The organism is Limosilactobacillus oris, assembly GCF_025311495.1.
In the GTDB taxonomy this organism is placed as follows: domain Bacteria; phylum Bacillota; class Bacilli; order Lactobacillales; family Lactobacillaceae; genus Limosilactobacillus; species Limosilactobacillus oris_A.
Window position 1 is genome coordinate 620534 of sequence record NZ_CP104398.1, and the last position, 17768, is coordinate 638301.

General features: G+C 49.0%; 21 protein-coding genes. All 21 read right to left on the reverse strand.

From position 1 onward, the window contains the following. Positions 1–409: 409 nt before the first annotated feature. On the reverse strand, positions 410–787 hold the full coding sequence (locus tag N4599_RS03300; protein ID WP_260901959.1) for a helix-turn-helix domain-containing protein: 378 nt from the start codon (positions 785–787) through the stop codon (positions 410–412). An 81-nt stretch (positions 788–868) separates the two neighbouring features. Further along, positions 869–1711: a helix-turn-helix domain-containing protein gene (locus N4599_RS03305; RefSeq protein WP_260901961.1), complete on the reverse strand. Its 843-nt coding sequence runs from the start codon at positions 1709–1711 to the stop codon at positions 869–871. Between the two features lie 238 nt (positions 1712–1949). Beyond that, complete coding sequence (locus N4599_RS03310) at positions 1950–3083, reverse strand: D-alanine--D-alanine ligase family protein (protein WP_062812474.1); 1134 nt, start codon at positions 3081–3083, stop codon at positions 1950–1952. 163 nt (positions 3084–3246) lie between these two features. After that, a complete protein-coding gene (locus tag N4599_RS03315) occupies positions 3247–3546 on the reverse strand; it encodes a glycine cleavage system H family protein (RefSeq protein ID WP_062812475.1) in 300 nt (99 codons plus the stop codon). A gap of 12 nt (positions 3547–3558) precedes the next feature. Then, a complete protein-coding gene (locus N4599_RS03320; protein ID WP_260901963.1) occupies positions 3559–4752 on the reverse strand; it encodes an FtsW/RodA/SpoVE family cell cycle protein in 1194 nt (397 codons plus the stop codon). Between the two features lie 53 nt (positions 4753–4805). After that, positions 4806–5030, reverse strand: coding sequence for a DUF2969 domain-containing protein (locus N4599_RS03325; protein WP_056984649.1), 225 nt, complete (start codon positions 5028–5030; stop codon positions 4806–4808). Positions 5031–5045: 15 nt separating this feature from the next. Beyond that, on the reverse strand, positions 5046–5282 hold the full coding sequence (gene yidD, locus N4599_RS03330) for a membrane protein insertion efficiency factor YidD (RefSeq protein WP_260901965.1): 237 nt from the start codon (positions 5280–5282) through the stop codon (positions 5046–5048). Positions 5283–5287: 5 nt separating this feature from the next. Then, positions 5288–6283, reverse strand: a complete 996-nt coding sequence (gene mreB / locus N4599_RS03335; RefSeq protein WP_062814168.1) for a rod shape-determining protein — start codon at positions 6281–6283, stop codon at positions 5288–5290. Positions 6284–6379: 96 nt separating this feature from the next. Continuing rightward, positions 6380–7705, reverse strand: coding sequence for a UDP-N-acetylglucosamine 1-carboxyvinyltransferase (gene murA / locus N4599_RS03340; protein WP_260901968.1), 1326 nt, complete (start codon positions 7703–7705; stop codon positions 6380–6382). Positions 7706–7722: 17 nt separating this feature from the next. Then, positions 7723–7947 (reverse strand): DUF1146 family protein, encoded by a 225-nt coding sequence (locus N4599_RS03345; protein WP_260902464.1) that lies wholly within the window; start codon positions 7945–7947, stop codon positions 7723–7725. 212 nt (positions 7948–8159) lie between these two features. Beyond that, on the reverse strand, positions 8160–8591 hold the full coding sequence (locus tag N4599_RS03350) for a F0F1 ATP synthase subunit epsilon (RefSeq protein WP_003712857.1): 432 nt from the start codon (positions 8589–8591) through the stop codon (positions 8160–8162). A gap of 13 nt (positions 8592–8604) precedes the next feature. Next, positions 8605–10032, reverse strand: coding sequence for a F0F1 ATP synthase subunit beta (gene atpD, locus N4599_RS03355; RefSeq protein ID WP_003712859.1), 1428 nt, complete (start codon positions 10030–10032; stop codon positions 8605–8607). Between the two features lie 25 nt (positions 10033–10057). Next, entirely contained in the window at positions 10058–11005 is a 948-nt protein-coding gene (locus N4599_RS03360) for a F0F1 ATP synthase subunit gamma (protein ID WP_003712878.1), read from the reverse strand. Positions 11006–11042: 37 nt separating this feature from the next. Continuing rightward, positions 11043–12575, reverse strand: a complete 1533-nt coding sequence (atpA, locus tag N4599_RS03365; RefSeq protein WP_003712847.1) for a F0F1 ATP synthase subunit alpha — start codon at positions 12573–12575, stop codon at positions 11043–11045. A gap of 32 nt (positions 12576–12607) precedes the next feature. After that, the gene (atpH, locus tag N4599_RS03370; RefSeq protein WP_003712866.1) at positions 12608–13150 is read right to left on the reverse strand and encodes an ATP synthase F1 subunit delta; all 543 of its coding nucleotides are present in this window, start codon (positions 13148–13150) and stop codon (positions 12608–12610) included. Next, positions 13140–13658 (reverse strand): F0F1 ATP synthase subunit B, encoded by a 519-nt coding sequence (gene atpF, locus N4599_RS03375; protein ID WP_003712800.1) that lies wholly within the window; start codon positions 13656–13658, stop codon positions 13140–13142. The genes atpH and atpF overlap by 11 nt, the downstream gene beginning before the upstream one ends. A 46-nt stretch (positions 13659–13704) precedes the next feature. Further along, positions 13705–13923: a F0F1 ATP synthase subunit C gene (gene atpE / locus N4599_RS03380; protein WP_003666561.1), complete on the reverse strand. Its 219-nt coding sequence runs from the start codon at positions 13921–13923 to the stop codon at positions 13705–13707. 24 nt (positions 13924–13947) lie between these two features. Further along, positions 13948–14655, reverse strand: coding sequence for a F0F1 ATP synthase subunit A (gene atpB / locus N4599_RS03385; protein WP_003712848.1), 708 nt, complete (start codon positions 14653–14655; stop codon positions 13948–13950). A gap of 413 nt (positions 14656–15068) precedes the next feature. Beyond that, positions 15069–15827, reverse strand: a complete 759-nt coding sequence (locus N4599_RS03390; protein WP_260901989.1) for a YibE/F family protein — start codon at positions 15825–15827, stop codon at positions 15069–15071. Then, complete coding sequence (locus N4599_RS03395; protein WP_062814175.1) at positions 15824–16939, reverse strand: YibE/F family protein; 1116 nt, start codon at positions 16937–16939, stop codon at positions 15824–15826. Before N4599_RS03395 ends, N4599_RS03390 begins: the two co-directional genes overlap by 4 nt. 119 nt (positions 16940–17058) lie before the next feature. Then, positions 17059–17694: a uracil phosphoribosyltransferase gene (upp, locus tag N4599_RS03400; protein ID WP_003712850.1), complete on the reverse strand. Its 636-nt coding sequence runs from the start codon at positions 17692–17694 to the stop codon at positions 17059–17061. Positions 17695–17768 lie beyond the last annotated feature (74 nt).

The following is a 17768-nucleotide window of genomic DNA, read 5'->3' on the forward strand; positions in this document are numbered from 1 at the left end:
CAAATGTAATTTAAGTTTGTCCATTCTGCTTGAATGCGACGATAGCCCGCTGTCCAACGCCCTCGGATTTGAAACTGTTGAGCGATTTGAAGAATTACTTTCTTCACTTCACGATATTTATCATGACGATTAGCGATGCGTTTCCGTTCATCGTGATAGGTTGCCTTAGCTAGTTCCGTTGCTTTAAGCAGGTCGCCAATCTTATAGCGCTGTTTCTTAGGTAGTGATGCTTAATCGTCCCTGATCGGATCCACTATTTGGGTTTTCTGCCTGGCTTTGAGGGTCCGAACAGGGACAGCGATTTTTTTAAGATATCGCGCTCCAGTTTGGTATCATAGAGTTCACGGTTCTTCTTCGCTAGTTCTTCTTTTAACCGTTCTAACTCACTTTTATTAGCGAGTTGACGTGCCTACTTTTTAGTATGTTTCATTTTAGACAGCCTACCTTTCGGGTGAGGCTTCAAAGCTGTAATCCCGACCCGTTCAAATTGTGAGCACCATACAGAAATTTGTGCTGGTAAGACATCAAAACGAGCCGCTACTTCAGCCATTGAATCCTCATGAGTTTGGTAGTAGTCTATCACACTTAATTTGAAATCAGTGGTAAAGGTTCGCTTATGTCGGTGAGGTTTAAAGGCATCAATCCCGTTCAACCGATACCTTTGAATCCATTCAGCTATTCGACGCCTACTAATTTGATATTTGTCACTTAAAACATAAGTACTTTGCGAAGTTGATAGGTATTCATTAACAATTTGCGCCTTTAATTCAGGTTTGTATTTGACCATATAAAAAGTACCCCACAATCATTAGATTTCTTGTCTAACAATTGTAGGGCACTTCAAATTCATCTCCTGGCTTTTTCATGGTTAATCTAATTTGGCAAGTTCTTCAATAATGTGTTCTTCGTTAATCTTCCCGTGACGGGCAATGCTAAGGCTCTTCGCTACTTCAAGTGCCTGCTTGGCCTTCTCCTTTTCACCCATGGCGATGTAGGCCCGGCCAACGTACAGGTATAATTGATCAAGGATAAAGAGCGAGTCCCGGTCCCGGCAGAGCTGAATTCCCCGTTGGGCACTTGCCAACGCCTTTTCAGGCTCACCTAAGCGCCAGTAGAGCTCGGCAATCTTGCAGTTAATTGAAGCCCACTGGTGCAGACTCCCAATCAACTTCTTGTTGTCAATTAGCTTAACTGCCCGGTCAGTCAAACGAACAGCCCGTTCATGGTCATCCCGTTTCAGGTAGGCCAAGGCCATCCCCGCCGTGGTCATTGCCAGGTAAATGTTGGCGCTGGTCGTCGCAAATTGAGTTAAAACAAGTTCAAAGTTGAAAATCGCATCATCAATCTGGTCCTGACTAATCTGCACCATCCCGAGCAGGTAGTAGTACCGTTGCTTATCAAAGTCGCTATTCAAACTTTTAATGCTAATCTTTGAAATGAGTTGCTTTGCCAAGTCATACTCTTGGTCTGTCAAGGCGTCGATAATCTGGTTAAAGGTATCGTTAACGCCACTCACTTCATTTTCCACGATCCGGTCCGGTTGAATGTTGAGACGTTCGCAAATCGCCGTCAAAATATCCATCTTGGGCAACCGGTTCTGTTTCTCCATTAAACTAATCGTCGCTTGGGTACAAATCCCTTCAGCTAATGCCGTCTGCGATAACCCCCTCTTGCGGCGAATTTGTTTTAACACATCTCCACGTAGTCTCATTGGTTACCATCCTCGATTAATTATTATTTTTATTGTCCTTTTAATCCACTAAACATAGTTGTTCTGCTATTACTTTACTGATTATTATAGCACTAGTTGTAATAATTTCCGCAAAAAACGCTTGTCCGCTTTTCAACTACTAACTGTAAAAGGGTAAGCAAGCCATTTTTTATTTTATAACTATTAACCGTTTTGTCAAATCAGCATTAGTATCTTGACTAAAAAGACAACTTATGGGTTAGTCGTTGTATTTCTTTTGACCAACATGCTCCGTTCCTAATTCACGGAAATCATATTTAATTTGACTGTTTCGTTTAAACTCTGCTAAACCAAGTTCAATCAGGCGGTCAATCAGTTCTGAATACGAAATGCCAGAAACTTCCCACATCTGCGGGTAGAGGCTGATGTTGGTAAAGCCAGGCAGGGTGTTCGGCTCGCTCAGGTATGGAATGTTGTTAGAATCAACCAGGAAGTCAATCCGTGAGAGTCCCTTCATCCCCAGAACCCGGTACGCCTTCAACGCCATCTCCGTAATTTCGTCAGTCAAGTACTGCGGTAACTTCACCGGCAGTTCAAAGACCACGCCGCTGGCATCGACAAACTTGTTTTCGTAGTCATAGAAAGGATCGCTTTCCGGTACCCGAACGGCCCCCAGCTTAGAAGCTACCGGGTGCTCATTGCCTAAAATAGAAATTTCAATTTCCTGCGGCCGGTCAAGCCCCTTCTCTGCCAAAACCTTAAAGTCATACTTGAAGGCATCTTTAAGCGCCGCGGCGTACTCCTCAGCGTTCGTTACCCGGTGAATCCCCACCGACGATCCTTGCCGAGCTGGCTTGATAAAGATCAGGTTGCCGAGTTCTTCCTCTAACCGTCCCCAGGAATATTCGGCCTGATTTTCCGGTGTCAGCAGGACGTACGGGGTATTCCTGATTCCAGCCTCGTTTAACATCTTCTTGGTCAGGTCCTTGTCAAAGGAAAGGGCACTGGCAGAAATTCCGGACCCGACGTAAGGCTTCTTCAGCAGTTTGAACAGACCCTGGATTGTCCCATCTTCCCCCAGATTCCCGTGAATAACCGGGTAGAAGAAGTCGACCGCTTCCAGCTCGTTCAGCGCCATAATTGGGGCCAGCGGCTGGTCGAGGTCCATGTGCCGGTAAGCATCCGCTACCACCTGATCTTCGGGTTCCCCATCAAAGATTCGTTGAGAGTAGGCATTATCCAGCAGGATGCCATCCTTAGTGAACATAAAAAGGCTGACATCATACTTGTCCTTGTCCATGGCATCATAAATATTATGTGCTGACCGTTTAGAAACATCATGTTCAGATGAATTGCCACCAAACAATAAAGCAACACGTAATTTCTTTGTCATTTGAAATACCACCTTAATTAAATATTATTATAACTTCAAACCGATTTCCTCGAACCATTAGTATAGCATGAAACAGGTTCCAGACCAAGCTGTAATATAACTGGCGGTAAAAAAACTCCAAAATTCCTGGACAGGAATCTCAGAGTTTTTACTTCAAGACTGGTTACTTCACCGTCACGATCCAGTTTTGCTGGTCGTCACTGCTAGAAAGGTCTTCCGGCTGGTCAGCCAGCTTTTCGTTGACGGCAACGATTGTCCCCGCAACTGGGCTTTCCAAGTCGGTAACCGCCTTTTCAGCTTCTACAGAAATAAACTTTCCCCCGACTTCTAGCTCCGTGCCGGCTGCCGGCAGGTCGATAAAGCTAACTTCTCCCAGGTCATCGCGCCCCTGGTCGTTTAAGCCCACCCGGGTCGTCCCATCAGCCTGCTGCTTCGTCCAAAAATACGTATTCTTTGTTGCCATTGTGCAATCTCCTTATCTAAATTCCTGGTTGCTGCTAAACATATAGGAACGGTGGTGGTACCGCATCGACATCACCATTCCGATCCCAATCAGGTTACCGATCAATGATGACCCCCCTGCACTGATGAAGGGCAGCGGGATCCCGGTCAATGGCAGTAAACCGATGTTCATCCCGATGTTTTCAAAAACGTGGAAGAGGATCATCATAATGACCCCGGTTGAGATATAGGCGTAGAATTCGTTCTTCGTATCAAAGGTTACCCGGATCATCAAGTAAATCAGCAGCAGGTAAATCAGGATCAGTAAAACCCCGCCGATAAAGCCGAAGTTTTCCCCAATCACCGAGAAAATCATGTCGGATTCCCGCACCGGCACGTACACCTTGGAATTGTTAAAGCCCGTCCCGGTAATTCCACCGGAACCAACGGCCTTGATACTCTGCCACAGCTGGTAACCCTGGTTGGTCGTATCCTGTTCCGGGTGCAGCCAGGTGTCGACCCGGTCAAACTGGTAGGCTTGGAAGCCAATGTGCTCCAAAATAGTCCGACCGACCGTACTGGTAACCATCGCCAGTACGGCGCCACCAACCGCGCTCACCCCAATAATTGCCGGGGCTAAGATTCGCCAGGTTACCCCAGAGACCAGAATCATCCCCGCAAAGATAGCACAGAACACCAGCGCGGTCCCAAAGTCATTTTGAAAGTGAAGGGAGATCAGGACCGGCAGGAGCCACAGGAACATTGTCCCAATCAAGCGCCAATCGGATTGGACGGTGTGGACAGGATAACGGTTATTATGAGTTGTAATGACCCGCCCCATCATCAGGATGTAGGCTGGCTTCATAATTTCCGACGGCTGGAAAGTAAACGGCCCGATAGCGAACCAGCTCTTGGCCCCGGTATTAACGTAGTACGACCGGCTATAAAATACCAGGATCGCAAACATCAGAAAAATACTGAACCAGTAGACAATCGGTGCCAGTTTCCAGAGCTGCTCCGAGTCAAACTGCATAATGACCACCACCAGGATGGTCCCGATGATGTACCAGACCAGTTGAGTAATTACCTGCCGGGCGACACTGGTCGGCTGCTGGTCGTGAACCGCCGCCACGTAAATCGACGCTAGGCCAATCAAGGCGAGCATAAGCACACAGAAAATAATTCCCCAGTCAAGTCGACTTTCCTCATCATTTTGCGAATGTTGCATTACCTAACTCCTTTATGCCAGATTTTTTCACAAGAAAACTTGCGACCATTAACCTACCGCTGGTGGAGATGGTATTGCTGTAGGACCATTTCCAGGCCCTCTTCTTGTGAGCGGACGTTGAATTCACTCTGGTCGGCCACCAAGACGGCCTTAAACCGTTCATTGGCGGTAACGACCTCCCCAATCAGCCGCCGGCCAATGAAAATCTGCTGGACCGGTTGGTTGTGTCGTTCAATGTCCTTAACGCTTACTTCAATCTTTTTATCTTTCTTTGCCACTTTTTCACCTTTTCATTAATGCTGCCGCTGAAACGTAAAGTGTTCCGGCACGGGGTCATAGCCACCCCGGAAAAACGGTTGACACCGCAAGAGCCGGGCAATGCCCAGTAATAGTCCCTTGAGGCCAAAGCGCTTCAAGGCCTCTATCATATACTGGGAACACGTAGGGGAGAACCGGCAGACCCGGTATGGGCGGCGCGCCGAAACTCCTCGTTGGTACCAGCGGACGAGGTTACATAGTAAGTGAACCATTCACGTTACTTCTTTTTGCTATCAGTCTTTTGCATCCGTTCCAGCATCTCGCCGGCCCCCTTGGCAACGTTATCCAGTGGGTCCTGGGAAACGACTACCGGAACCTTGAGGCGGGAGCTGAAGAGCTGGTCAAGTCCGTTTAGGAGCGAGGTTCCCCCAGTGAGGACGATTCCCCGGTCAATGATGTCACTCGCCAGCTCAGGCGGAATGGTTTCCAAAACGTTGATCGTAGCCGTGATAATCTGGTCGAGGGTATCGTGGAGGGCTTCTTCGATTTCGTTTTGGTTAACGGTAATCTGCTTTGGCATTCCACTGGCAACGTCCCGGCCACGAACATCCATTTCCTTAGGGTCGTCGACCTGCAGGGCCGTCCCGATTTCCATCTTGATGTTTTCGGCGGTGTGCTCACCGATTACCAGACCATGCTTGTCCTTGATGTAGGCAGCGATGTCGCTGTTCATCTTGTCCCCGGCGAGACGGATGGATTGACTAGCCACAATGTCCCCCAAGGAAAGGATGGCAATGTCACTGGTTCCCCCACCCATATCGATGACCATGCTGCCGCGCGGCTTGAAGATATCCAAACCAGCACCGATGGCCGCTACTTTCGGCTCGTATTCCAGGTAGACCTTGCCGCCACCAGACTGCTCAGCCGCTTGGATAATCGCCTTCCGTTCGATTTCAGTAATATTAGTTGGTGCACAGATCATGATATTCGGCTTCGACATGAACCCCTTAACACTCAACTTGCCGATAAAGTAGGAAAGCATCTCCTGGGTAACGTCAAAGTCTGAAATGACCCCGTTCTTGAGCGGGCGAATTGCCCGAATGTTGCTGGGAGTCCGCCCCACCATCCGGTACGCTTCTGAGCCGACCGCTAGTACTTTATTGGTCTGGGTGTCAATTGCGACAACGGATGGTTCGTTCAAGACAATGCCCTTGCCCTGTACATAAATCAGAACGTTGGCCGTCCCCAAATCAATTCCAATATCTTTAGCCATTCAACTTATCTCCTTTGTGCTTTAACTTGATGTTACTCCCTGGCAATAGCTGCCAGGCAACTAGATTGACAATATCGTTGGTATTATACCACAAATTTACTCCGGCTCACTGCCCTTGTTTTCCTGACGCGGCTGTTCTGGCTTGATTTTAAACTTCTCTTTAACATCTAACCGGTCAATCTGGGCACCCAGCTGGTGAAGTTTCTGATAAAAATCGTAGTAGCCCCGGTCCAGACACTGGGGATTGCGCACCTGGGTAATTCCCGTCGCCGCTAAACCGGCCAGGACTAAGGCTGCTCCAGCACGGAGGTCCGTCGCGGCCACCTCCGCCCCGCTAAAGTGGGTCGGGCCGTCAAGGATTGCAACTGAGCCCGCGATTTGGAAGTCCGCGTTCATCCGGCGCAACTCTTCTAAGTGGTTAAAGCGCTGCTCAAAGACGTGTTCTTCCATTGTACTGGTACCGTTTGCCAGCAACTGGAGAACGGTCATTTGTGGCTGCAAATCGGTTGGAAACCCCGGATAGGGCATTGCCTTAACATTTGCTGGAATCAGGACAGACGTTCCCAAGACGCGGATACCGTCTTCCTGCTTAATCACCGTCACACCCATTTCTTCCAGCTTAGCAATCAAAGAGGTGTTGTAGGCAGCAGCCGCGTTTTGCACGATAATGTCACCATTGGTTACCGCCGCAGCCAGCATCCAGGTCCCCGCCTCAATCCGGTCTGGTGCGACCGTATATTCCGCACCGTGGAGGTAGTAGACTCCCTGAACCCGAATAACCTTGCTCCCAGCTCCGTGCACCCGGCCGCCCATCTTATTAAGCAGGTTAGCCAATTCCACGATTTCCGGTTCACAAGCGGCGTTTTCAATGGTCGTAATTCCCTCGGCCATCGTTGCCGCCATCATCAGGTTTTCCGTCGCCCCCACACTAGGAAAGTCGAGGATAATCCGGGAGCCTACCAGGTGGTCACAGCGAGCATCAATAAAGCCAGCATCCTGCTTGATGGTGGCCCCGAGTTTGCGCAACCCCGCCAGGTGGAGATCAATTGGCCGCGCACCGATCGAACAGCCCCCCGGCAAAGCAATCCGGACCTGCCCGGTCCGAGCCAATAGTGGTCCCATTACCAACAGCGACGCCCGCATCTGGTTAACGTATTCAAACGGGGCTTCCGAGGACAGGGGGACACTCCCGTTGATGACCAGTTGGCGCTGCTTTTCCCCGTAAGCCGTCTTGAGGTTGAGGAAACGAAGCAGGCGGTTCATCAGCCGGACATCGGTGACCGGAGGAACGTGATTTAAGGTGACGGTTCCCTGGACCGCCAGGATTGCCGCCGCTTGCAGCGGCAATACAGCATTTTTTGAGCCCTCAACGGTGACCTTCCCCCGTAACGGTCGGCCACCCTTAATAATTATCTTTTCCATTTTCTCCTCCGTCCCCCTCAGCGAACCAAGTAAGTCAGGTTACCAATTGCCGTTAAGATCCCTAAAAAGAAGTTGGCACACAGGAAGCCAATTGCAGTTGACAATAGCACAATCGCTAACGGCAGCGTTCGCGGCGGCCGCTTAAACAGCCGTTCAACATGAAAGCCTTGGATTGCCGTAAATGCCAGCCAGATAAAAATAAATTGCACAATAATTTCCAATAGAGCGTGGATCCCCGTCATCTGCACTTGATCGCCTTCTTTATAGAATAAACTAAATTGTATGATAGCATATGGGCAGGGAAAATAGGCCCTTCCCGCCAAAGTTTAACTTTTTATTAAAAGCCGCCATCCTTTAAGAGCACAAAAAAAGCGGCCGTTAAGTAAACACTTAGCAGCTGCTTTGTTTTGCTAGGAGCCGGCACGCCCCTACCATGACTAATCAAGATAGCCAATTATTCTTTATTGCTGTACTTTGATGCGTTCAAACGGTTAATTGCCCGTTTAAGGTGGACTTCCGCCCGCGCCAGTTCGTCACTATCATGGCGAGCCTTGGCTTCCTTAATGGCTTCTTCTGACCGTTCCTTCGCACTTTGGGCTCGTTCGACATCAATTCGTTCGGGCAATTCAGCACTATCCGCGGCAATCAACGCCTCGTGACCATCAAACTGGATGATCCCGCCGTTGACTGCAGCGACTTCGTCTTCGCCTTCAGCATGCTTAATCCGAACAACACTGATTTCCAGAGAAGCAAGCAATGGCACGTGGTTCGCCATGATTCCCATTTGCCCACCAGCGGTGTTCATGACAATCATCGTCGCCTCGTCATTGTTGTAGACGGTGCCATCAGGAGTAATAATCGTGACCTTAAATTTACTATCAGCCATCCGTTATCCCTCCTTAGTTGTTTGCGTCGTCTGTGTCAGCGTCTGCCTTTAATTTCTTTGCTTTTTCGACAGCATCATCAATCGTTCCGACCAGCCGGAATGCTTCTTCTGGCAGGTCATCATACTTACCATCAAGAATGGCCTTGAAGCCCTTAACAGTATCCTTTAATGGAACGTACTTACCGGGAGTCCCCGTGAACTGTTCAGCGACACTGAAACTCTGGGAAAGGAAGTTTTGAATCCGCCGTGCCCGGGCAACAATCGTCTTTTCTTCATCGGACAATTCATCCATCCCCAAGATAGAGATGATGTCTTGCAATTCATGGTACCGTTGAAGAACGTGTTGAACCTGGGTGGCAACTTCGTAATGTTCCTTACCAACGATTTCTGGAGTCAGCGCAGTTGAGGTTGATTCAAGTGGATCCACGGCTGGGTAAATCCCGATTTGGGTCAGCCGCCGTTCCAGGTTGGTCGTAGCGTCCAAGTGGGCGAAAGTCGTTGCAGGAGCTGGGTCGGTGTAGTCATCGGCAGGCACGTAAACGGCCTGGATTGACGTAATGGACCCCTTCTTAGTAGAAGTAATCCGTTCCTGCAACTGTCCCATTTCAGTAGCCAGCGTTGGTTGGTAACCAACGGCAGAAGGAATCCGCCCCAGGAGGGCAGAAACTTCTGAACCGGCTTGGGTAAACCGGAAAATGTTATCGATGAACAAGAGCACGTCTTGGCCCTTCACATCACGGAAGTATTCCGCAATCGTCAAACCAGTCAGGGCAACCCGCATCCGGGCACCAGGCGGTTCGTTCATCTGACCATAAACCATGGCCGTCTTTTCCAGAACCCCGGAGGCCTTCATTTCGTAGTACATATCGTTACCTTCACGGGTCCGTTCACCAACACCCGTGAAGACAGAAATACCATTGTGGCCTTGGGCAATATTGTGAATCAATTCCTGAATCAAAACGGTCTTACCAACACCGGCACCACCGAACAGACCAATCTTACCACCACGAACATATGGAGCCAGCAGGTCAATAACCTTGATCCCGGTTTCCAGGATTTCCGTGTTGTTGTTTAATTCGTCGTATTTTGGTGCGTCACGGTGAATAGGCATCCGCTTTGCATCAGGGCCAAATTCCGGTCCATTGTCAACTGGTTCACCTAAGACGTTAAATACTCGTCCCAGAGTATCATCACCAACTGGCACACTAATTGATGCGCCAGTGTTTTCTACTTCCATGCCCCGTTGCAGACCATCGGTTCCGTCCATGGCAATCGTCCGCACGACACCGTCACCCAATTCCAGGGCAACTTCAGTCGTTAAGGTCTTGTCATCACTTTCCTTGATCTTTAACGCGTCATTAATTTCAGGAAGTTTTTCGTCTAAGGGGAATTCAACATCGACAACAGGTCCGATAACTTGTACAACTTTACCAGAACTCATGTTGTTTCCTCCTACGTTAGAAATATTATTCTTGGGCAGTCATCCCACCGGTAATTTCGGTAATTTCGGTGGTGATGGCTGCTTGCCGTGCACGGTTATACTGCAATTCCAGCGTTGAAATAATGTCATCAGCATTATCAGTAGCGGAACGCATTGCATTCGCACTTGAGGAATGCTCGGATGTCTTGGCATCCAGCAGTGCACCATAAATCAAGCTTTCTGCATACTGGGCAACCAGTGCAGAAACAATCACCGTATCTGACGGTTCAAACTCGTATTCAGCTGAGACGTGGGCAGAAGTAACGTCACTGTTATCCAGTGCGGACTTCTTATCTGGCAGGTTGCCTGCCGCATCCAGCAGGGAGTCTTCGGTAATCGGTAAAACCTTGTGTGCAATCACCTTGGATGAAATCCGGTTAACGTAGTGACTGTAAACCAGATACATTTCATCAAATACTTGGTCATTGTACATTTGGACTGCGGTCCGGACAATCGGCAAGGCTTTGCGGAACGTCGGCACATCGGTCACTCCGGTGTACTGGTAAATGATGTTCATTCCGCGCTTCTTGAAGAATTCCGTCCCGGTTTTACCAATCGTCAGAAAAACGGTGTTGTCCTTGTTCAGCTTGTGTTCATCCATCAGTGCCAGGGTTTGCTTGATAATGTTACTGTTATAGCTCCCTACCAAGCCCCGGTCTGAGGTGACCACAAAGATTCCAGTCTTCTTTACTGGACGCTTTTTAAATAGTGCAGCGTAAACATCGTCCTGAGAGGCGGCAGATGTGGCACTGTGAGATTTAACCAGATCAGCCAACATCTGCTTAACCTTCTCCGCATAGACTTCGTAGGTTTGAGTATGGTGTTGAATTTGATTCAGTTTGGCAGTTGAGACCATCTGCATGGCAGAGGTGATCTGCCGGGTACTCCGTGTCGACTCAATTTTATGTTTAACTGCAGCAAGTGAAGCTGGCACTAAATCTCACCGTCCTTTCGACTAGTATTAATCAACATTACTTTTCAGCAGCTTTTTGCTGGTCATCACTGGTCTGGAAGGACTTGGTGAAGTCAGCTACCGCGTTCAGCAGGTCATCGCCTTCTGGCAACTTCCCGGTCTTTTGAATACTGTCGTAAAGGTCCTGGTGATTGGCGTGCATGTACGCAGCTAATTCGCTTTCGTAACGCTGAACGTCCGCCAACGGAATCTTATCAATGAACCCGTGTGACAGGGCAAACAGGGTTACAACCTGTTGACTAACCGTTTGTGGTTCGTGCAGGCCCTGCTTCAGGACTTCCATCGTCCGTTGACCACGGGCCAGCTTAGCCTGGGTCGCTTCATCCAGGTCAGAACCGAACTGGGCAAAGGATGCCAATTCGTTGTAGGAAGCGATATCCAAACGCAGGGTCCCGGCAACCTTCTTCATTGCCTTTACTTGGGCGTCACCACCAACCCGGGAAACGGAAGTCCCGGCATCAATGGCTGGCCGCTGACCGGCGTAGAATTCGTCGGAATCCAAGAAAATCTGACCATCGGTGATGGAAATAACGTTCGTTGGAATGTAAGCAGAAACGTCCCCCGCTTGGGTCTGAATAATTGGCAGGGCAGTCATTGAACCACCGCCAAGGTCATCTGACAAGCGGGCAGCCCGTTCCAGCAACCGTGAGTGGGTGTAGAAGATATCACCTGGGTAGGCTTCACGACCTGGTGGCCGCCGCAAAATCAGGGAAAGTTCACGGTAGGCATCGGCCTGCTTGGAAAGGTCATCATAAATAATCAGGACATCCTTGCCGCCGAACATGAACTCCTCACCCATCGCTGCACCGGCATATGGCGCAATGTACAGCATTGGTGCTGGGTTAGATGCACTAGCGGAAACAACGATCGTGTAATCCAAGGCACCGTAACGACGCAGGGTTTCTACGTTCGCCCGGACAGTTGATTCCTTCTGCCCAATGGCAACGTAAATACAAATTACGTCCTGGTCCTTCTGGTTAATGATTGTATCAAGAGCAATCGCGGTCTTCCCGGTCTTCCGGTCACCAATGATCAACTCACGCTGACCCCGACCAATTGGAACCAAGGCATCAATCACCTTAATCCCGGTTTGCAGAGGAACGCTAACACTCTTCCGCTCCATAACCCCTGGAGCCTTCCGTTCAATTGGACGCGTCTTGGTCGTCTTGATTTCACCCAGGCCGTCAATTGGACGACCAAGGGGATCAACAACCCGTCCCAGTAATTCATCACCGACGGGCACTTCCATGATTCGACCCGTCCGTTTAACAGTGTCACCTTCACGAATGCCGCTGAAGTCACCTAAAATAACGATACCAACATCATTACTTTCGAGGTTTTGGGCCATCCCGTAAACACCGTTGCTAAATTCGAGCAACTCACCAGCCATGACGTTTTCCAAGCCGTCAGCACGAGCAACACCATCACCAACGTAGGTTACCGTCCCAGTTTCTTCAACGGAAACTTGGTTTTGGTAGTTGGCAAGCTGTTTCTTGATGAGTGAACTGATTTCCTCAGTTTTAATGCTCATAAAGGTCTCACCTCTTTAACAAAAGATCTAAATTATCTAACTAGTAAACGACGAATTTGCTTAATCTTTGAGCTGAGACTACCGTCAAGCGTCTTATGATCCGCGTGGACGATAACCCCACCTAAAATTGCAGGATCGACATGCTCGTTTAAGACAACCTCGTTCGCGCCGAAACGCTTGGCCAGGTTATCCGCGAGCTGGTCCCGTTGTTGTTTATCGAGTTGGATCGCTGTAACAACGTCGGCATGCATCCGCTTGTTACGCTGGTCATACCGCCGTTCAAACTCATCAATAATTGCGACCAGGCAATCAATGCGGCCGTAATCAAAAAGCATCTGAATCAGGTTTTGCACGTACTGGGAAGCTCCCTCTTGCAAAGCATTGACCAGGGCTTTTTTATCGGCGAAGGACATCTGAACACCCGCTAAGGCGCCCTCTAACCCCTCGTTGTCCTCAAAGACTTGGCGTAAAGCAATCAATTCTTGATAAGTCTGATCGATTTCGTTGTCTGCATCGACCAATTCAAACAGTGCCCGGGCATAGCGGCGGGCGACCGTCTTCTTATCAAGACTCATGATCTACCAACCCTTCGATGTAGGAGTCGATCAATTCTTTTTGATCGTCTGCCTTTAATTCTTTTTGGATGAGTTTGGAAGCAATCTCAATAGATAAGTTTGCAACGTCATCCTTAGCACCATTCAACGCGTCACGCCGTGCTTGTTCAGCATCTTGCTGCGCTTGTTGCTTCAGTGCTTGAGCATCGTTTTGTGCTGCCTCAACAATTTGTGCTCGTTGTGTTTCAGCTGACTTCTTGGCATTGTTGACAATGTCAGCAGCTTCTTGACGTGAATTTTGCAGTTCTGCTTGGCGCTTAGCGGCCATCTTTTCCGCACTCTCGCGGGACTTGGCAGCATTGTCGATATCACTGGCAATCTTGTCAGCCCGCTTCTTCATCATGTCAGTAACTGGGCCCCAAGCGAAGTGCTTGACCAGCAACATCAGGATAATGAAGGTGACAATGTAGAAAATCAGGTCACCAACGTATAAACTGTTTGATTCAGCTAACACATTGTTCACAAACATCTATTGACACCTCCTTGTCTAAATAAAAAATAAGTGATTGCAATAATTACTTGTTCATAACAAGGAAGCCGATAACGATCGCGATGATTGGCATGGCTTCAATCAAACCAACACCGATGAACATCGTTGCTTGTAAACGACTTTGTAATTCTGGTTGACGAGCGATACTGTCAACAGTGTGACCGATTAAGATACCATCACCAATACCACCACCGATAGCGGCACCCATAGCAGCGAGTCCTGCAGCAATTGCACCTAATGCCATTTTAAAATTCCTCCTTAGAGATTATTATTCGGAAACCTTCCGAGAAATATAAACCGTCGTTAATGTTACAAAGACATATGCCTGGATTGAACCAATGAATACCGAGAAACCTTGCCATGCAAGTTCCAACAGCAATCCGGGGATAATTGTCAATGCGCCATGTGAAAAGGCCATGTTGGCAATTAAACTCATTAATAGTTCACCGGCAAAAATGTTACCAAAGATACGGAGACCCAGCGTCAAGAAGTTCGCAAAGTCTTCAATGATGTTAACCGGCATCATCAGCAAGAATGGCTTCGTGTAGCCCTTCAAATAGCCACCCAGACCGTTGTGCGCCACACCGGCAAAGTGGGCCAAGGCCATTACCATCAGTGAAAACGTTAACGTGACAACAGGGTCCGCCGTTGGACTTCTAAGCACTTCCGCACCGTTCCAGTGAAACTGGAAGATCAGACCGAATTGGTTAGCGAAGAAGATGAAGACAAAGAGAACGAAGGCAAAGAAACTGTAATGGCCCTGTTCTGATGCCGGCATCTGGCTCCGGACAATCCCGTTGGTAAAGTCAACCAGCCATTCAAAAACGTTTTGCGCACCGGTCGGCTTCATTTTGATCTTTCGTGACATCCCGTAAAGAGTGAAGAACACGATTGCGTAGATAATCAGTCCAGAAACAATGTTCGTTGTATTGAACGTGAGTCCGAAAAGCTTAAAAGTTAAAGCATCACCGCCCATTCATATTCCACCTCTTTCCTTATAACAATAATTTGGCTGTAAATTGGAAAACGTCGCAAAGAAAACGAATTAGCCCAAGTTACGATAGTTAATATATCATTATTTGCCGTAAATTTCAAAAAACATTAGACAAATAGGACAAATCTGATTAACTGTTTGGCCGCGTCATGACGCGCTTTCGATGTTGTTTCGGCGCTTTTTGGAATTAGTTTATTAATCATACTAACTGAATTTTAATCCGTTCCATTATCAGGATTTAACCCAGTTAGGAAGTCAAACCCGGCCGATCCTAGAGAGATTCCCGTGACGAGCTGCGGGGTTGAAAGACAGGAAAGTAAAACACCCCAATCGGCGGCAAGCTGATTGGGGGTGTTGGTCTTCGAACCTTCACGGGGATGGCTAGGTTTCCGCTTTTACTCCGGGGTGACTTTTCCGCGCCGCTTGGTCATTATCCAGGCCGTCGTGGGGACCGTCAGCAGGACCCCGATAAAGGAAACTAGGACTTCTATCATCTCGGCTACGAAAATTTTATTATTCATAATCGTCCCCAGCGAATAGTGCAAACCGGCAAACCAGATGAAGAGGGCCAAAAAGCCGCCAAAGAAGCCGAAAAACAAGGTGTTGAGCGTAGTCCCGATAATTTGACGGCCAATCGACATCCCACTCCGCAGCAGCTGCTGGTCGCTGACATCCGGGTGGTTTGTGAGAATCTCCGTTAGACCTGCCGCAATCGCCATCGCCGCTTCAGCAATCGCCCCCAGCGTGCTGAGGGTCGTTACCGTAATCAGCACCTTGAAGTAGCTAATGCCAATCAAAATCGACATCCCCTCCAGGTCATCGCTGTCCTCAGTTCCAAATCCCTGGACCAGGGCCCAGTGTTCAACGAGGAAGATCAGAAGGATCAGGACCACGGTCACGATGAGCGAAGCGTAAAAGGCCGTCACCGTCGTCCGCAAGTCGTCTTCCCCCATAAAGATCGTTACCGCGAGGATAATAATCCCGGTCGTCACCGTCACGAAGAGCGGCGGCACGTGAAAAGCAATCAAGATAATTGCAAAGTAAAGGAAGCCAAAGTTTAGCAAGAGGCTCAAGAAGGCCGTCCACCCCTGCTTGCCCCCTACCAGCACCATCAATACCAGCAGTACTAACCCTAAAGCTGTAATCGTACTCATTTCGTCGCCCGCCTCCCTAGTAAAAGTGCTCCAAAGCCGCTAACTAATGGCACGGCCAAGACAATCCCAATCCCGCTCACTAAACTCTGAACGGTTCCCAGGCTCATGTTCATCGCGAAGGTGTAGCCCCATGAATTACCATTTTTTATGTAGAGCAGGCTGGAGGTAAAGGTTTCCGCCATAAAAATCAGGAAGAGCACGTTCACCAACGGTCCCATAATTGACTTCCCGACGCTGCGTCCCGACAGGAAAAGCTGAAGCCGTGAGACCGTCGGGTTGAGCTGCTTCAGCTCAAAGAGGGTGGCAATAATGTCACTGGATTCATCCATTACTGCCCCCAGAGAGCCCAGTAAGGTTTCCGCCAGGAAGAGCGGCCGTGGAACCTGGGTCACGTACTGCATCGATTCATAGTAGATTCCCCGCTCGTGGGTCCAGGCGAAGACTAGCAGGCTCACCCCTAAGGCGGTAAAGGTACCGATAATCGTCGCCGCTGTGGTTGCCAGCATTTTTTTGGTCGGTCCTAGAATTAGCAGGAGGCTGACCACGGTAAAAATAACTGCCAGGCTCCCGAAAATCAACATGACGTGCTCACCGTTATTTTTCAGGTCAATTATAATTGCCAGGATAAAGAGCAGCGTATTGACCAGGACGCTGACCAGGGCCAGGGCTCCCGCGCTCCCCATCATCATTAGCAGGAGCAGGCAGACCAGCCAAAAAAGAAAGACAGTGACCCCGTCACGCTTATAGCCCGCGACGTTAGCACTCAGGTGACCATGGTGCTTTTTCAGCTGGTTCAAAAAAAGCTGGTCCCCCCGGTGGTAGTGAAGGTCCATTGGCTGTGAATCACTATAAGTATTGGTAACCGTTAATCGCTGGCCGCGCTCCGCCGTGTTCAGGAGCCGCACCGTCAAGGTCTGCTGGTGTTGGTGGTCGACGTTTTGAAACTGGTCACTGGTCCGGCGAACCGCTCCAGTCTGAACCCGTTCTACCCGGGCAATCGGCCGCTTGTAAAATTGCTGGTTATGGCTGGTAAAGAATAAGGCCGCCACCCCTGCTATGATCAGGACCAGCAGTAAAACTAGCCGCCCCCGCGGCCAGTAGTGCTCTAACATCTTGGGCATCCCCTTCATTTCAAACTAATTGTCATTGTACCCTTTTCTGAATAATAAAAAAGCAACCGTCCGTAAGTTTTACCTTTTCGTAACGGTTGCTTTCTTTCACATTGAACAATCTACTTGGTTCCGAAGAGCCGGTCACCGGCATCCCCTAATCCTGGAACAATATAGCCATCAGCATTGAGGTGGTCATCCAGGCCCGCGGCGTAAATATCCACGTCAGGGTAGGCTTCCCGAACCGCCTTGACCCCTTCAGGTGCAGCTACCAGGCAGGCAAACTTCATGTTCTTCTCCTGGCAGCCCCGCTTCTTCAGAGCTTCAATGGCCATCATGGCAGAACCACCGGTTGCCAGCATCGGGTCAACGATGAACAGCTGCCGCTCAGTAATATCGTTAGGCAGCTTGACAAAGTACTCATGCGGTTTGAGCGTCTTTTCATCCCGGTACATTCCAATAAAGCCAATCTTAGCTGCCGGAATCAGGTCCGTCATCCCATCAACCATGCCGAGCCCGGCCCGGAGGATTGGAATAATGGCAACCTTTTTCCCGGCTAGTTCCTTCTTAGTGGTCTTGGCAATTGGTGTCTCGACCTCAACGTCTTTGAGCGGCATGTCCCGTGCCACCTCGTACGCCATCAAGGTTGAGATTTCCTTCACCGTTTCCCGGAAAAATTTTGTTCCGACGTTCTTATCACGAATCATCGTCAACTTATGCTGGATCAGTGGGTGATCCATAACTTCGAATTTACCCATGCCAAAAACACTCCTTTGAATTTCTCCACTATTTTACCAAAAAAAATGAGAAGTTGTTAGCTCCTCACCAGATT

Coding starts and splice junctions, on each gene's coding strand:
- N4599_RS03300 (WP_260901959.1), bottom strand. CDS start 787: ATGGTCAAATACAAACCTGAATTAAAGGCGCAAATTGTTAATGAATAC.
- N4599_RS03305 (WP_260901961.1), bottom strand. CDS start 1,711: ATGAGACTACGTGGAGATGTGTTAAAACAAATTCGCCGCAAGAGGGGG.
- N4599_RS03310 (WP_062812474.1), bottom strand. CDS start 3,083: ATGACAAAGAAATTACGTGTTGCTTTATTGTTTGGTGGCAATTCATCT.
- N4599_RS03315 (WP_062812475.1), bottom strand. CDS start 3,546: ATGGCAACAAAGAATACGTATTTTTGGACGAAGCAGCAGGCTGATGGG.
- N4599_RS03320 (WP_260901963.1), bottom strand. CDS start 4,752: ATGCAACATTCGCAAAATGATGAGGAAAGTCGACTTGACTGGGGAATT.
- yidD (WP_260901965.1), bottom strand. CDS start 5,282: ATGGTTCACTTACTATGTAACCTCGTCCGCTGGTACCAACGAGGAGTT.
- mreB (WP_062814168.1), bottom strand. CDS start 6,283: ATGGCTAAAGATATTGGAATTGATTTGGGGACGGCCAACGTTCTGATT.
- murA (WP_260901968.1), bottom strand. CDS start 7,705: ATGGAAAAGATAATTATTAAGGGTGGCCGACCGTTACGGGGGAAGGTC.
- N4599_RS03345 (WP_260902464.1), bottom strand. CDS start 7,947: ATGACGGGGATCCACGCTCTATTGGAAATTATTGTGCAATTTATTTTT.
- N4599_RS03350 (WP_003712857.1), bottom strand. CDS start 8,591: ATGGCTGATAGTAAATTTAAGGTCACGATTATTACTCCTGATGGCACC.
- atpD (WP_003712859.1), bottom strand. CDS start 10,032: ATGAGTTCTGGTAAAGTTGTACAAGTTATCGGACCTGTTGTCGATGTT.
- atpA (WP_003712847.1), bottom strand. CDS start 12,575: ATGAGCATTAAAACTGAGGAAATCAGTTCACTCATCAAGAAACAGCTT.
- atpH (WP_003712866.1), bottom strand. CDS start 13,150: ATGAGTCTTGATAAGAAGACGGTCGCCCGCCGCTATGCCCGGGCACTG.
- atpF (WP_003712800.1), bottom strand. CDS start 13,658: ATGTTTGTGAACAATGTGTTAGCTGAATCAAACAGTTTATACGTTGGT.
- atpE (WP_003666561.1), bottom strand. CDS start 13,923: ATGGCATTAGGTGCAATTGCTGCAGGACTCGCTGCTATGGGTGCCGCT.
- atpB (WP_003712848.1), bottom strand. CDS start 14,655: ATGGGCGGTGATGCTTTAACTTTTAAGCTTTTCGGACTCACGTTCAAT.
- N4599_RS03390 (WP_260901989.1), bottom strand. CDS start 15,827: ATGAGTACGATTACAGCTTTAGGGTTAGTACTGCTGGTATTGATGGTG.
- N4599_RS03395 (WP_062814175.1), bottom strand. CDS start 16,939: ATGTTAGAGCACTACTGGCCGCGGGGGCGGCTAGTTTTACTGCTGGTC.
- upp (WP_003712850.1), bottom strand. CDS start 17,694: ATGGGTAAATTCGAAGTTATGGATCACCCACTGATCCAGCATAAGTTG.